The organism is Gordonia sp. NPDC003429, from assembly GCF_053588575.1.
On sequence record NZ_JBSFQF010000011.1, the window covers coordinates 67,933 to 82,074 of the forward strand.

The 14,142-nt window shown below is 68.4% G+C and carries 13 protein-coding genes; 7 read left to right on the plus strand and 6 right to left on the minus strand.

Annotation, left to right across the window (positions count from 1 at the left end):
• Positions 1-3 precede the first annotated feature (3 nt).
• Genes ACWDSI_RS14560 through ACWDSI_RS14580 form a run of 5 tightly spaced genes read right to left on the minus strand, consistent with a single transcriptional unit; the run spans position 4 to position 4,911 of the window.
• Positions 4-783 (minus strand): alpha/beta fold hydrolase, encoded by a 780-nt coding sequence (locus ACWDSI_RS14560; protein WP_449745852.1) that lies wholly within the window; start codon positions 781-783, stop codon positions 4-6.
• Positions 780-1,607 (minus strand): HpcH/HpaI aldolase/citrate lyase family protein, encoded by an 828-nt coding sequence (locus tag ACWDSI_RS14565; protein ID WP_449745851.1) that lies wholly within the window; start codon positions 1,605-1,607, stop codon positions 780-782. Before ACWDSI_RS14565 ends, ACWDSI_RS14560 begins: the two co-directional genes overlap by 4 nt.
• Positions 1,607-2,467: an FAS1-like dehydratase domain-containing protein gene (locus tag ACWDSI_RS14570; protein ID WP_449756953.1), complete on the minus strand. Its 861-nt coding sequence runs from the start codon at positions 2,465-2,467 to the stop codon at positions 1,607-1,609. The genes ACWDSI_RS14565 and ACWDSI_RS14570 overlap by 1 nt, the downstream gene beginning before the upstream one ends.
• Positions 2,464-3,714: a CaiB/BaiF CoA transferase family protein gene (locus ACWDSI_RS14575; RefSeq protein ID WP_449756954.1), complete on the minus strand. Its 1,251-nt coding sequence runs from the start codon at positions 3,712-3,714 to the stop codon at positions 2,464-2,466. Before ACWDSI_RS14575 ends, ACWDSI_RS14570 begins: the two co-directional genes overlap by 4 nt.
• A 39-nt stretch (positions 3,715-3,753) precedes the next feature.
• A complete protein-coding gene (locus ACWDSI_RS14580) occupies positions 3,754-4,911 on the minus strand; it encodes an acyl-CoA dehydrogenase family protein (RefSeq protein ID WP_449756955.1) in 1,158 nt (385 codons plus the stop codon).
• A gap of 194 nt (positions 4,912-5,105) precedes the next feature.
• Here ACWDSI_RS14580 and ACWDSI_RS14585 point away from each other — a divergent pair, with 194 nt between their 5' ends.
• Positions 5,106-6,146: an alpha/beta hydrolase gene (locus ACWDSI_RS14585; RefSeq protein ID WP_449745941.1), complete on the plus strand. Its 1,041-nt coding sequence runs from the start codon at positions 5,106-5,108 to the stop codon at positions 6,144-6,146.
• A 10-nt stretch (positions 6,147-6,156) separates the two neighbouring features.
• Here the strand turns inward: ACWDSI_RS14585 and kstR are convergent, their stop codons facing one another.
• Positions 6,157-6,813, minus strand: a complete 657-nt coding sequence (gene kstR, locus ACWDSI_RS14590) for a cholesterol catabolism transcriptional regulator KstR (RefSeq protein ID WP_449745847.1) — start codon at positions 6,811-6,813, stop codon at positions 6,157-6,159.
• A 121-nt stretch (positions 6,814-6,934) separates the two neighbouring features.
• On the opposite strand from kstR, the gene ACWDSI_RS14595 reads away from it, so the two are divergent.
• The 6 genes from ACWDSI_RS14595 (at position 6,935) to ACWDSI_RS14620 (ending at position 14,134) form a co-directional block, all read left to right on the plus strand.
• Positions 6,935-9,115: an acyl-CoA dehydrogenase family protein gene (locus ACWDSI_RS14595; RefSeq protein ID WP_449756956.1), complete on the plus strand. Its 2,181-nt coding sequence runs from the start codon at positions 6,935-6,937 to the stop codon at positions 9,113-9,115.
• Between the two features lie 116 nt (positions 9,116-9,231).
• Positions 9,232-10,335, plus strand: coding sequence for an acyl-CoA dehydrogenase family protein (locus tag ACWDSI_RS14600; RefSeq protein WP_449756957.1), 1,104 nt, complete (start codon positions 9,232-9,234; stop codon positions 10,333-10,335).
• Complete coding sequence (locus ACWDSI_RS14605; RefSeq protein WP_449756958.1) at positions 10,325-11,488, plus strand: acyl-CoA dehydrogenase family protein; 1,164 nt, start codon at positions 10,325-10,327, stop codon at positions 11,486-11,488. The genes ACWDSI_RS14600 and ACWDSI_RS14605 overlap by 11 nt, the downstream gene beginning before the upstream one ends.
• Positions 11,485-12,540: a bifunctional MaoC family dehydratase N-terminal/OB-fold nucleic acid binding domain-containing protein gene (locus tag ACWDSI_RS14610; protein ID WP_449756959.1), complete on the plus strand. Its 1,056-nt coding sequence runs from the start codon at positions 11,485-11,487 to the stop codon at positions 12,538-12,540. Before ACWDSI_RS14605 ends, ACWDSI_RS14610 begins: the two co-directional genes overlap by 4 nt.
• Positions 12,537-12,950, plus strand: a complete 414-nt coding sequence (locus ACWDSI_RS14615; RefSeq protein ID WP_449756960.1) for a MaoC family dehydratase — start codon at positions 12,537-12,539, stop codon at positions 12,948-12,950. Before ACWDSI_RS14610 ends, ACWDSI_RS14615 begins: the two co-directional genes overlap by 4 nt.
• A complete protein-coding gene (locus tag ACWDSI_RS14620; protein WP_449756961.1) occupies positions 12,947-14,134 on the plus strand; it encodes a lipid-transfer protein in 1,188 nt (395 codons plus the stop codon). Before ACWDSI_RS14615 ends, ACWDSI_RS14620 begins: the two co-directional genes overlap by 4 nt.
• The last annotated feature ends 8 nt before the right edge of the window (positions 14,135-14,142 follow it).

Sequence of the window (14,142 nt, forward strand, 5' to 3'; positions counted from 1 at the left end):
CGATCAACCGGCGAGGAACTCCAGCGCCATCGGGCCGGCGGTGTCCCGGCATTCGTCGAAGTAGCCATGGCGGGCGCCGTCGAACAGGTGCACCCGCGCGTCGGGGATGCGTTCGGCGAGGATATCGGCGTTGACGGCCGGCGCGAACAGGTCGTCGGTGCCGTGCAGGATCAGTGTCGGCGCGGCGATCTCGGGCAGTCTGCCCCACGCGTCATGGGTGTTGCTGGTGCGCAGGTGGGCACGCCGCGCCCGGTCGCTCATCGTCGGATCGCCGAGAACCTGGTAGGGACCGGGGTGTTCGGCCTGCCACCGCGGTGTGTACATCAGGTCGGTCATCACCGCCGCGGCATCCGGACCGGCGAGCGCACGACGGATCTCCGGTGCGCGTTCCACCGCGTGATGACCGCCGGATGTGGTGCAGCCCAGCACGAGTCGACGCAACCTCGGTTGCGCGGTGATCGCGATCCACTGCGCGGTCCGACCGCCCATCGACGTGCCGTACACATCGAACCGGCCGATGGAAAGGGAGTCGAGTACCGCGATCGCGTCCTGCGCGAACTGTGGTGTGCTGTATCGGCCGTCGGGTGAATCGCTGTCGCCGGTGCCGCGGTAGTCGAAGGTGATGGTGGTGTGATCGCGGGTGAAATCACCGCGGGTGCGGTCCCACCAGCGATGGGTGTTGGCCTGCCCGGGCAGCAGCAACAACGCCGGCCCGGTGCCGCGCACCTGTACGGCGAGACGCGTGCCGTCGGCGGTGCGGGTGATCTGGTGGTATTCGGTCAACGCTGGGCCGCCGCGAGAATGCGCTCGGCACGGGCGACGACGGGCGGATCGACCATCTGACCGTCGACCGCGATAGCGGAGCCGTCGGACCGCGCCACGGCATCCACGATCCGCTCGGCCCACGCCACCTCCTCCGATGACGGAGCCAGGCACTCGTGCACCACCTCGACCTGCGCCGGATGGATACACAGCTTGCCCTGCAACCCGATCCGGGCGGCATAGCGCACGTCGTCGGTCAGCCGACCGGGATCGCGCAACGCGGTGGTGACCCCGTCGACGGGACTACCGATCCGGGCTGCCGCCGATGCCACCACCAGCGACGACCGGGCGAACAGCAACGCCTCGCGGTCGTCGGGATCGACCCTGAGTTCCGCGGCGAAATCGATGGCGCCGAAAGCTATCCGCGCCACGCCGCTCACCTGCGCGAGGTCGGCGCAGCGGGTGAGTCCCACCGCGGTCTCCACCAGCGGGATCACCGGCGCGGCGGTCGCCGCGGCGATGTCGGCGAGCGACTCGGCCGACTCCGCCTTCGCCACGAGGGTCGCCGCTCCGAACCGCGCGGCGAGCGCCACGTCGTCGCGATGCCATTCGGTGGTCGCCGCGTTGACCCGGATCACCGCGCTGTGACCGGCCGCGAGCCACCCGGCGACGTGGTCGCGCGTGGACACCTTGTCCGTTGGGGCCACCGCGTCCTCGAGGTCGATCACCACGACGTCGGCTCCGGCGGCCTCCGCCTTGGCGAAGCGCTCCGGACGGTTGCCCGGCACGAACAGAAACGTCCGGGCGGTGTCGAGATCGTCGGGACCAGGTTCGTCGGCGGCCATCAGAAGGTCCCGTGCGCGGTGACGTGGACGGTGTCGGCGCCGCTGACAACCCGCAGGTCGGCCCCGTCGCCCTCGGGATGTCCCACCACCCGGAACCGGTCACCGAGGAACAGTGGCTTGCGCAGCCGGAAGTCGAAGTGACGCAACGACACACCGTGATTGTGTGCGCGAGCGAGCTCCGCCAGGTACGTCGCCAGCAGTGGTCCGTGCACCACCAGGTCGGGGTATCCCTCGACCCCGGTCACATAGGGCCGGTCGTAGTGGATGCGGTGCGCGTTGGAGGTGAGCGCGGAATACCGGAACAACAGCGCGGCGGTGGGGATCGGCTCGGCGGTCCAGGGCCGGTCGGTGGCGCCGAGCTCCTCGATCTCCCGGGTGAACGGCCGAGACGATCCGGAATCGCTGCGGTACACCAGGTTCTGGTCCTCGATGAGCCGGACGGCACCGCCCTGGGAGTATTCGCTGCGCACGGTGACGAACAGCATGTCGCCGGTACGGCCGTGCTTTTCGACGACGTCCAGCAGGCTCGACCGCTTCTGCGTGGGTTCGCCGAGTCGAAGCGGTTGCGACACCGACATGGTCGATCCCGCGAACATGCGTCGGCGGTCGGGGATCGGCGGCAGGAAGTGGCCGTCGGCGGGATGCCCGTCGACGCCCAGCGCTGCGGTTGCGGGCCAGTCGGGAAAGAAGATCCACTGCCACGGGAGCGGCAGTTCGCCTCCCGCAGTGAAGGTGTCGCCGAGATCCAGGGTGGCGGCGAGTCGCGTCGCCTGTGCCGGATCGAGGTCGTCGGCCTCGACCACCGGTTCCGGCGACCACGACGTGAGGTAATCGGTCAGCGAAGTGCGGGTGTCGGTCACCGGCGTTCTCCCGGGTTCGTGGCGGACAGGGGGCTGGGGGTGGACACAGGAGGTGTGTCGCGGTCGGGGATGCCGAGCACTCCGTCGGCCGCCAGGCCGGCGATGTCGGCGTCGGCGAGGCCGAGTTCGTGTGCGATGGAGACGGTGTCGGCGCCGAGTGACGGGACCGCATCCATGCGCGGGCCGGCACCCAGGTCGATCGGCGGGAGCAACGCGCGTATCGGGCCGTTCTCGGTGTCGACGCTGCGCCACCGATCCCGGGCGGAGAGCACCGGATGGTCGAGGAATTCGGTGACGGTGTTGACGCCGCCGAATGCGATGCGCGCCCGGCCAAGGCGGTCCGACAACTCGTCGGACGAGTACCGTCCGACGTGGGCCTGCACCTTCTCGTTGATCTGATCACGATGGGCCACCCGTGACGTGTTCGATCCGAAGCGCGGGTCGGACGCCAGGCCCGGGTCGTCAAAGACGTTCTCGCACAGACGATGCCACTCGGGCTCGTTCTGGATGGCAAGCAAGAAGACGTGACTGTCGGCCGCGGTGAACGGACCGTACGGCGCGATGGTGGCGTGCTGGGCGCCGAAGCGCCCGGGTTGTTGGCCGGCACCGGCGGTGAAGTGCGCGGGCTGGCCCATCCATTCGGCCAGCGCCTCGAACAGCGACACCTCGATGTGCGCGCCCTCGCCGGTGACCTGTCGCCGGTAGAGCGCGGCCAGAACCCCGGAGAAGCCGTACATCCCGGCTGCGATGTCGGCGATCGAGACGCCGGCCTTCGCGCCGTCGTCGGGGGTTCCGGTGATCGAGACCAGCCCGGTCTCGCATTGGACCAGCAGGTCGTAGGCCTTGCGGTCGGCCCAGGGGCCGGTGCTGCCCCAACCGGTGATCGAGAGTGTGATCGTGCGGGGATTACGGGCCCGGATGGCGTCGGCGCCGAATCCGAGCCGGTCGGCGGCACCCGGTCCGAGATTTTGCACGATCACGTCCGCCCGGTCGGCGAGGTCGTGGAGTATCGCCCGGCCACGTTCGCTCTTGACGTCGAGCGCGATCGACTCCTTGGACCGGTTGAGCCAGACGAAGTAGCTGGCGAGCCCGTTGACCGATTCGTCGTAGTAGCGCGCGAAATCGCCGGTGCCGGGTCGCTCGACCTTGATCACCCGGGCGCCGAGGTCGGCGAGCTGCCGGGTGGCGAAGGGCGCCGCGACCGCATGCTCGAGGGAGAGCACCGTCACGCCCTGGAGCGGGAGCATCAGATCACCTCCGGGAGAGAAGGTTATTGGGTTGATGGGTCAAATGGCGAGCCCGCCGCGGGCGACGAGCTGTTTGGCGATCACGTTCTGCTGGATCTCGTTGGTGCCCTCACCCACGATCATCAGCGGAGCGTCGCGGAAGTAGCGCTCCACGTCGTATTCGGTGGAATAGCCGTAGCCGCCGTGGATTCGGACCGCGTCGAGAGCGATCCGCATGGCCGTCTCCGAGCAGAAGAGTTTGGCCATGCCCGCCTCCATGTCCGAGCGCCGGCCTGATCCGACCCGTTCGGCGGCGTCGAGGAGCAGGCTGCGTGCCGCGGCGAGCTTTGTGCCCATGGTGGCCAGCATGTTTCCCACCGCTTGGTGTTTCCAGATCGGCACACCGAAACTCTCGCGTTCCTGGGCGTAGCGCAGTGCGTCGTCGAAGGCGGCCCTGGCGACGCCGGTGGCGCGCGCCGCGACCTGGATCCGGCCCACCTCGAGCCCCGTCATCATCTGTGCGAAGCCGCGGCCCTCGGTGCCGCCGAGCACGGCATCGGCCGGGACGCGGGCGTCGGTGAAGTTGAGTTCACAACTCTCCACGCCCTTGTAGCCGAGCTTGGGTAGGTCGCGGGAGACGGTGAATCCGGGAACCTTCTCCACCAACAGAATCGACACGCCCGTGTGCGCCGGCCGGGCGTGCGGATCGGTCTTGCACAACAGCGCCACCAGGCCGGATTTGCGGGCGTTCGAGATCCACGTCTTGGACCCGTTGATCACGTACTCGTCGTCGTCGCGGCGGGCAGATGTCGTCATGGCCTGCAGGTCGGAGCCGCCGCCCGGCTCGGTGAGCGCCATGGTGGCGCGCAGTTCTCCGGTCGCCATGCGGGGCAGGTACTTCTGCTTTTGCTCGTCGGTCCCGAAGGTCAGGATGAGCTTGGCCACCACGGTGTGCCCGCCCATCGCACCGGCAAGACTCATCCAGCCGCGCGCGAGTTCCTCGGTGACCTGCGCGTAGCAGGGCATCGACACCTGTGCGAATCCGTAGGGCTCGGGGATGGCCAACCCGTAGACGCCCATCTCCTTCATCTGCTCGATGAGCGCCTCGGGATAGGTGTTGGCGTGCTCGAGGTCGCGGACCACCGGACGGACCTGCTTGTCGACGAAGTCGCGGACGGTCTCGACGATGGCCTTCTCTTCGGTGGACAGGGTGTGCACGGGGACTCCTTCGGTAAACTCTATAGAAAATAGAGTATAGCCCGAGCGTCGCGGTCACAACTGCCTAACGACCTCCGTCCGGGTTTGTCGAGCCACGAGCGCCCTGAGTAACATCTGAGACTGATGTTACGAATGTGACTAAAGGGGCAGATGTGAGTAAGCGATGGATTCGCCGTGTGGGAGCATTCGCGGCGCTGTCCGCGGTGACGGTTGGCGCCGGCACGCTCAGCGGCGTCGCGGCCGCCGACCCGTCGCCGGCCGGCCCCATCCCGTCGGTCTCCAGCATCCAGACCGTGGTGCACGATTCGCCCCTGCAGAGCACCCTCATCGTCTACTCGGCGTCGATGAACAAGCCGATTCCCGTCACCGTGCTGCATCCCAAGGACACCGGCAAACCGGTTCCCACGCTGTATCTGCTCAACGGCGCCGGCGGCGGCGAGGATTCGGCGACCTGGGCCGCGAAGACCTCGTACGCGCAGTTCTTCGCCGACAAGAACGTCAACGTGGTGACCCCGATCGGCGGTGCGTTCTCGTACTACACCGACTGGCAGCGCGACGATCCGGTACTCGGCCGCAACAAGTGGCAGACGTTCCTGACCAAGGAACTCCCGCCGTTGATCGACAAGGAGTTCAAGACCACCAAGGCCAATGCGATCGCGGGCATCTCGATGGCAGGCACCTCGGTGCTCAACCTCGCCATCGCCGCGCCCGGTCTGTACAAATCCGTGGCGGCCTACAGCGGATGCGCGCGCACCAGCGATCCCCTGGGCATGCAATACATCCGGATGGTCGTCGGCGACCGTGGCGGCGGCAACATCGTCAACATGTGGGGTGTGCCCGGTGGGCCGGGGTGGCGTGCCAACGATCCCTACATCAATGCGGCCAGACTGCGGGGCACCAAGGTCTACATGACCAGTGGAAGCGGACTGCCCGGGCCCTACGATCAGCTCAGCTCGCCGTTGATCGCCGGCGACCCGGTGACCCTGGCCAACCAGGTGGCCCTCGGCGGGCTGATCGAGGCCGCGGTGAACAACTGCACCCAGCAGATGACGCAGCGCCTGCGTGCGCTACGCATCCCGAACACGGTGATGTTGCGGCCCAACGGAACCCACTCCTGGGCGTACTGGGAAAAGGATCTGCACGACACCTGGCCCCTGATCGAGGCCGACCTGCGGCCGCAGCCCGCGCCCAAGCCGGCGCCGCAGCCCGTGTCGAAGAAACCCTCCACCCGCTGAGCGCCGGGCGTTACTCCTCCACCCGGCTCTTCAGCAGTAGTCGCACGGTCAGTTCGAGACGATTGGTGACGTCGGTGGCCGAGGCGCGCCGGGTCAGCCACTGCACGAGATTCGACATCCACACGTCCGCGAGCACACGCGCGATCGCCAGGTCCTCGTCGGTCGGTTCACCTTCGTCGACGATGGCCCCGGCCAGCAACCGGTCGATGATCGAGGCCACCTGATCGACCTCGGTGGTCGCCGACGCGTCGGCGAACATGAACGCGCGGGTCATCGCTTCGGTCAGCAGCGGATCCCGTTGCATCGCAAAGGTGATCATGTCGAGGACGTGGCGCAGACGCTCGATCGCGTTGTCGCCGCGCAGTTGCGAGCGGTCGACGCGGGACTCCACCCGTTCGAGTTCGCGCGCCAGCGCGGTCACCAACAGATGCACCTTGGACGGGAAGTAGCGGTAGAGAGTGCCCACGGCGACGTCGGCCTTGTCGGCGACGGTGCGCATCTGCACCGCGTCGTACCCGCCCTTGGAGGCAAGCGCCAAGGTCGCGTCGAGAATGCGTCGACGGCGATCACGCTGCGCGGCCGAACCGCTTTCCCCGGCCGAGCCGACCGGGGTGCGCGCCGTGGCGCCCTCCGGTGACACGTTCTCCTCAGCTGTCTGCCGGGCCATGCGTTCGCACCATCGTCACGTGAGATCTCCTCGGTTCGGCGGGTGGTTGCCGACACCCACCCATGGCATATTAGAACAGGTTCTATTTCCTGGTCACAACTCGACATGCAGAGGATTCAGAGTGACGCTAGCCACCTCTCCCGAACAGATCGCGGTGTGTACGTCGATCTCGTCCTGGGCCGATCGCCTCCGCACCACCGAGCTCGTCCGTGCCGATCTGGAGAAGCCGAGTGACCGGTGGCGTGAGCTGTTCGGCCAGCTCGGAGACTTCGGGGTGTTCGCGACGGCGCTGCCGGAAACATGCGGTGGACTCGGCGGGAGCTGGGCCGATGTGGCGGCGATGCTGCAGGAATGCGGCCGCAGGCTGGTGCCCGGGCCGATCGTCGCCACGGTGGCCGCCGCGATCGCGTTGTCGGCGTCCGACGACCCGCGCGCACCGGAACTGCTCGACGAGGTGATCGGCGGCGAGCGGCCGGCGGTGGTGCCCGCGAGGCTCACCGCGTGGGATGAGGTACCCGAGTTCGACGGGCGGCTCGATCTCGGTCCGGTCGCGGGATACGACGACGACCTGGTGGTGCTGGTGTGCGCCGCGGTTCCGGGGCGGCGCGGATCGTTCTGGATCGTGCCGCCCGGGGCCGGTGTGCGCGAGGTGATGCCGCAGGCGGTGATCGACGGCACGGCGTCGGTGTCGCGGGTCTCCATCACCGGACTGGTTGCCGACGACCTGATCGCCTGCCCGAACGGGCCGATGCTCGTCGGGGCGTTGGCGTGCGGTCGCACCGCGTATCAGAGCGGCGTGGCGCGCTGGGCGCTCGACACCGCGGTCGCCTACGCCAAGGTGCGCACCCAGTTCGGGGCTCCGATCGGCTCGTTTCAGGCGGTCAAGCACCTCTGCGCCGACATGCTGTGCGACACCGAGCAGATCGAGTCCGCGGCATGGGATCTCGCCGGCTCCCTGGACCGGTTCGCCGCGGCCGACCACCCGGAATACCTGCTGGATCAGCTCACGATGAGCCGACTCACCGCCGACGTGCTCACCGCCGACCTGCCGGTACGCGTCACGCAGGGTTGCGTCCAGGTGCTCGGCGGCATCGGCTTCACCTTCGAACACGACGCGCATCTGTACCTGCGGTCGGCGGTGGCCGCGCGCGCCGCAGTGGGTGCGGCAACCCGGCAGCGCGCCGACCTCGCCCGATGTGGATTCGACGGTGTCCGGATCACTTTCGACGTCGACCTGTCGACGGTGGAGGAGCGCCGCGCAGAAGTCCGGGCCGCCGTCGCCGAGGTCGCCGCTACCGACCCCGTCGGCCGGCGCGGGAAGCTCGCCCGATCGGGCTACCTGGCCCCGCACTGGCCGCCGCCCTACGGACTCGGCGCGAGTCCGGCGCTGCAACTCCTCATCGACAGCGAGTTCGAGGCCGCCGACGTGGAGCGGCCGGACCTGGTGATCGGCGCCTGGGCCGTGCCGACGATCCTCGATCACGGCACCGACGCGCAACGTGACCGGTTCGTGGTGCCCACGCTCGAGGGCGACATCGTCTGGTGTCAGCTGTTCAGTGAGCCCGAAGCGGGTTCCGACCTCGCGTCGTTGCGCACCCGCGCCACCCGGGCAGACGGCGGCTGGCTGTTGTCGGGGCAGAAGATCTGGACGTCGCAGGCGCACAACGCGCAGTGGGGGATCTGCCTGGCGCGCACCGACCCCGAGGCACCGAAACACAAGGGGATCACCTACTTCCTGGTCGACATGAGCACGCCGGGCATCGACATCCGGCCACTGCGCGAACTGAGCGGACAGGCCAACTTCAACGAGGTGTTCCTCGACGATGTGTTCGTGCCCGACGACTGCGTGGTCGGCGAGGTCAACGCCGGCTGGCGCCTGGCACGCACCACATTGGCCAACGAACGGGTCGCCATGGGCGGATCGGGTCTCGGCAAGGAGATGGACGCGCTGCTGCGGCAACTCGCGGACTCTTCTCGCGCCCTCGACGCCGGTGAGATGCGCAGGCTCGGCGACCTGGTCGCCGACGCCCACATCGGCCGGGTCCTCGACGCGCGGTCGGTGGCCCGGCGGGTCCAAGGGCTGGACCCGGGTGCGCTGTCGAGTGTGCGCAAGCTCATCGGGGTGGCGCATCGGCAATCGGTGCCCGCGTTCGGTCAGGATCTCCTCGGTGCCGAGGGACTCGTGGCATCCGATGCCGGCGACCTCCTCCTGCAGAACCGCTGTCTGTCCATCGCCGGTGGCACCACCCAGATCCTGCGCACCGCCGCCGCCGAACGCATTCTCGGACTGCCCCGCGGCTGAGAGTCGCCATGCGGCGAAAACCGCAGATCATGGGCCATTGAGGACACACGGCCCGCCGGGTCTGATACAACTAGAACAAGTTCTAGTTCTGTTCCGCTCCGACGAGGAGGATACGGGTGGATTTTGCGCTCGATTCCGCGGCCACGGCGGTGGCCGACGTCGCCGCCGACGTGCTCTCCCGGCATCGCCCCGACTGGGCCGATCGCTTCACCGACGACGGTTTCGACGACGCGGTGCCCGGTGGTTTCGACACCGTCCTGTGGCGGGCGGTGGTCGATGCCGGTCTGGTCGCGCTGCCGCTACCCGCGGCGTTCGGGGGCGACGACCTCGGCGTCTGCGACGTCGCGCCGATGCTGCGGCGGTTGGGGGAGTCGGCGGCGGTCACCCCGGCCATCGGATCGGTGACATCGGCCCTGGTACTCGACGCGGTCGACCCGGACTGCGCCGCGGATGGACCGTGGGCGCGCTGGGGCCGCACGCTGACCGGCGGCGGCCGGCATGCGGTGGCCCTCGGTGAACCCGGCGACACGCTGACCGTCACGCCGCACACCACCCTGCGCGACGGACGGCTCAACGGCACCAAAACCGGTGTGCTGCACGCGGAGGGGGCCGATGCCCTGCTCGTCGCCGCCGACGCCGGCGTGATCGCCGTGGACCCGACCTCTTCCGGCGTGAGCGTGGTTCGTACCCCCGCGTCGAGCTGCTGGGGGGAGTTCACGGTGCGCTTCGACGACGTCGCCGTCGACGATGCGGACCTGCTGACCGCCGACCTCGCCGTGCAGCGCGACTACTACCGCGTCGCGCTGTGCACCTACGCCGACGGCCTCGTCGCCGGTGCCACCCGGCTCACCGCCGACCACGTCTCCCAGCGCAACCAGTTCGGCAAACCCATCGCGCTGTTCCAGGCGGTGGGCCAGCAACTCGCCGACATCTACGTCGTCGGGCGGTCGCTGCACCTGGCCGCCACGTCGGCGGCCTGGCGCCTGTCGCAACGGCGTGACGCCGACCACGACCTGGGCATCGGCACGTACTGGATCGCCGCCGAGACCCCCGCCGCCATGCGCACCATGACCCACCTGCACGGCGGTATCGGCGTCGACATCACCTATCCGCTGCACCGCTACTTCTCCATCGCCAAAGACCTGGCCCGACTCGTCGGCGGTGGCGACGCGCGACTCGACGAATTGGCCGACCTGGGGGAGCTCGCCGATGTTCATTGACCTCACCGACGATCAGAAGGCGCTGAAGGCACAACTGCGCGAATACTTTTCGACGCTGATCGAACCGTCCGACGCCGCGGAGATGGTCACCGACCGCCACGGCGCCGCCTATCGCAGGGTGATCCGACAGATGGGACGTGACGGCTGGCTGGGTGTCGGCTGGCCGAAAGAATACGGCGGCAAGGGTTTCGGCGAGATCGAACAGCAGATCTTCACCAACGAGGCAGTCCGCGCCGACGTGCCGCTGCCCGCGGTGACCCTGCAGACCGTGGGGCCCACACTGCAGGTGTACGGCACACCGGAACAGAAGGAGAGGTTCCTGCCCCGCATCCTCTCCGGTGAGGTGCATTTCGCGATCGGGTACACCGAGCCCGAGGCCGGCACCGACCTGGCGTCGCTGACCACCTCGGCCGTTCTCGACGGCGATCACTACGTGGTCAACGGCCAGAAGATCTTCACCACCGGAGGCCACGACGCCGACTACATCTGGCTCGCGGTGCGCACCGACAAGGACGTGCCCAAGCACAAGGGCATCTCGATTCTGATCGTCGACACCTCCGATCCGGGCTTCAGCTGGACACCGATCATCACCGCCGACGGCGCCCACCACGTCAACGCGACCTACTACAACGACGTGCGGGTGCCGGTCGGGATGCGGGTGGGCGGCGAAGGCGACGGCTGGAAGCTGATCACCACGCAGCTCAACCACGAACGGGTCATGCTCGGCCCCGCCGGACGGATCGAGGGACTCGCGGCCCGGGTCCGCCGGTGGGCCGCGCAGGCGGGACCGGACGGCACGGCGATCGTCAAGCAACCCGATGTGCGGCGCACGCTGGCGCAGATCGACGCGTACGCACGAATCAACGAACTGCTGAACTGGCAGGTCGCCTCCACCGGCGAGGCCATCTCCATGGCCGACGCCGCGGCCACCAAGGTCTTCGCCACCGAACGGGTGCAGATGGTGTGCCGGATGGTCGACGAGATCGTCGGCCGTTACGGTGATTTCACCGACCCGCAGACCGCGGCCCTGGTGGAGTGGCTCGATGTGCAGGAGAAGCGCAACGTGGTCATCACGTTCGGTGGAGGGGTCAACGAGGTGATGCGGGACATGATCGCCACCGCCGGTCTCGGATTGCCGCGGGCCAAGCGATGAACGCCGTCTCCGCCGCCGAGATCCGCTCCGCCGCACAGATACTCATCGACGCCGGAGCCAGTGCCCCGGTGGCCGGGCGGGACCCCGTGAACACGCCGATGATCAACAACTGGGTGGAGGCGATGGGGGACCGCAATCCCGTCTACGTCGACGCCGACGCAGCGCGTGCCGCCGGTCATCCCGGCATCGTCGCGCCGCCCGCGATGGCCCAGGTGTGGACCATGCGAGGGCTGCACGGTGTGCGCGCCGCCGACGATCCGCTCGGCCGGGCAAGCGAACTCTTCGACGAGGCCGGCTACACCTCGGTGGTGGCCACGAACTGCGACACCACCTATCACCGATATCTCGAGGTGGGTGAACAGGTCTCGCTGTCGAGTGAACTCCTCGACGTGACCGGGCCCAAGAACACGGCGCTGGGCGAGGGCTGGTTCTTCACCACTCGCAACACGTGGTCGGTGGGCGACGAGGTGGTCGCCGAGATGAATTTCCGCATCCTCAAGTTCCGGCCGCCGGCCGCCGAGGGTTTCGACAAGCTCAACCAGCGGGGGGACGAGCTCAACGAGCAGGGGGACAAGCTCAACCAAGATCTCGACCCCACCCGGATGCTGCGGCCGAGTGTTTCGCGTGACACCGCGTTCTTCTGGGACGGCGTGGCGGCGCACGAACTGCGGATCCAACAGACCGCCGACGGCACCCTGCGTCATCCGCCGGTCCCCGCCACCTGGAAGCCCCGCGATCCCGACGGCACGTATCCGCAAACCGACTTCGTGGTCGCACAAGGGACCGGCACCGTCTACAGCTACGTGGTGCATCGTGCGCCCAAGGTGCCCGGTCGTACGCTCCCGTTCGTGGTGGCGCTGGTGGAAGTCGATGAGGGCGTGCGGATGCTCGGCGAACTGCGCGACGTCGAACCCGACGACGTCGAGATCGGCATGCCCGTCGAGGTCACCTTTCTCGACTTCCCGGCCGACGCCGACGCGGGCACCGACGCGTGGACGCTCTACGCCTGGCGCCCAGTGGCGCGGGCCGGTTCCGCGGAGGCACGGCGATGACCGCCGGCGTGGCATCGACGGTGGTGGTGGGAACCCAGCTGCCGCCATTGACGATCGACGCGTCACCGACGTTCGTGGTGTCCACCGCGCTGGCCACCCGCGACTTCCAGGATGTGCACCACGACCGTGATCTGGCACAGGCCAAGGGCTCGGCGGACATCTTCGTCAACATCCTCACCGACACCGGACTCGTCGAACGCTTCGTCACCGACTGGGCCGGACCGTCAGCGCGGATACGGTCGATCTCGTTGAAACTCGGCGTGCCCTGGTACGCCTACGACGCGGTCACCTTCACCGGCGAGGTCACCGCCGTCGATGACGAACTCGTCACCGTGGCCGTCACCGGCGCCAACAGTCTCGGCAAGCACGTCATCTCGACCGTCACCCTCACGATCGGAGCACACCGATGAGCCTGTCGGGCAACAGCTTGTCGGGTAAGGCCGCCATCGCGGGGATCGGCGCCACCGACTTCTCCAAGGACTCCGGACGCAGCGAACTACGACTGGCCGCCGAGGCCGTCTCCGCCGCGATCGCCGACGCGGGCCTCACACCCGCCGACGTCGACGGTCTGGTCAGCTTCACCATGGACACCAATGCCGAGATCGCCGTGGCCCGGGCGGTCGGTATCGGTGACCTCACCTATTTCTCGCGTATCCACTACGGCGGTGGCGCCGCGTGCGCGACGGTGCAGCAGGCCGCGATGGCGGTGGCCACCGGCGTGGCCGATGTGGTGGTGGCCTACCGGGCGTTCAACGAACGCTCCGGTCTGCGCTTCGGTCAGGTCAATTCCGCGGTGGCCAACCAGGAGAACTCGTCGGGCACCGACAACGCCTTCAGCTATCCGCACGGACTGTCCACCCCGGCCGCGTTCGTCGCGATGGTGGCGCAGCGCTACCAATACGAATACGGCGCCACCAGTGAGGATTTCGGGCGCATCGCGGTGGTCGACCGCAAACATGCGGCGTGCAACCCCAACGCCTTCTTCTTCGGCAAGCCGATCACGCTCGAGGACCATCAGAGTTCCCGATTCATCGCCGAGCCCCTGCATCTGCTCGACTGCTGCCAGGAATCCGACGGCGGCGTCGCGGTGGTCGTGGTGTCCGCAGAGAGGGCCCGCGATCTGCCCCACCGGCCCGCGATGATCGCGGCGGCGGGGGCCGGCAGCGCCGACGACCAGTTCATCATGACCAGCTACTACCGCGACGAACTCGCCGCGCTCCCCGAGATGGGACTCGTCGGGCGGCAGCTGTGGGCACAGTCGGGGCTGCGTCCCGACGACATGGACGTCGCCATCCTCTACGACCACTTCACGCCCTACACACTCCTGCAACTCGAGGAACTCGGGTTCTGCGGCCGCGGCGAGGCCAAGGACTTCGTCCGGGAACCCGGCGCCTTGGAAGTGGGCGGACGGCTGCCGCTGAACACCCACGGCGGGCAACTCGGTGAGGCCTACATCCACGGCATGAACGGCATCGCCGAAGGAGTTCGCCAACTGCGCGGCACCTCGGTAAACCAGGTCGACGACGCCGCAGCGGTGATCGTCACGGCCGGAACCGGCGTGCCGACCAGCGGACTGGTACTGACCGCCGCCTGACCCCGACC

What these genes read in the sequence shown, in the direction of transcription:
- ACWDSI_RS14565 (WP_449745851.1), bottom strand. Translation starts at nt 1,607, where the DNA reads ATGGCCGCCGACGAACCTGGTCCCGACGATCTCGACACCGCCCGGACG.
- kstR (WP_449745847.1), bottom strand. Translation starts at nt 6,813, where the DNA reads ATGGCCCGGCAGACAGCTGAGGAGAACGTGTCACCGGAGGGCGCCACG.
- ACWDSI_RS14615 (WP_449756960.1), top strand. Translation starts at nt 12,537, where the DNA reads ATGACCGCCGGCGTGGCATCGACGGTGGTGGTGGGAACCCAGCTGCCG.
- ACWDSI_RS14575 (WP_449756954.1), bottom strand. Translation starts at nt 3,714, where the DNA reads ATGCTCCCGCTCCAGGGCGTGACGGTGCTCTCCCTCGAGCATGCGGTC.
- ACWDSI_RS14620 (WP_449756961.1), top strand. Translation starts at nt 12,947, where the DNA reads ATGAGCCTGTCGGGCAACAGCTTGTCGGGTAAGGCCGCCATCGCGGGG.
- ACWDSI_RS14610 (WP_449756959.1), top strand. Translation starts at nt 11,485, where the DNA reads ATGAACGCCGTCTCCGCCGCCGAGATCCGCTCCGCCGCACAGATACTC.
- ACWDSI_RS14605 (WP_449756958.1), top strand. Translation starts at nt 10,325, where the DNA reads ATGTTCATTGACCTCACCGACGATCAGAAGGCGCTGAAGGCACAACTG.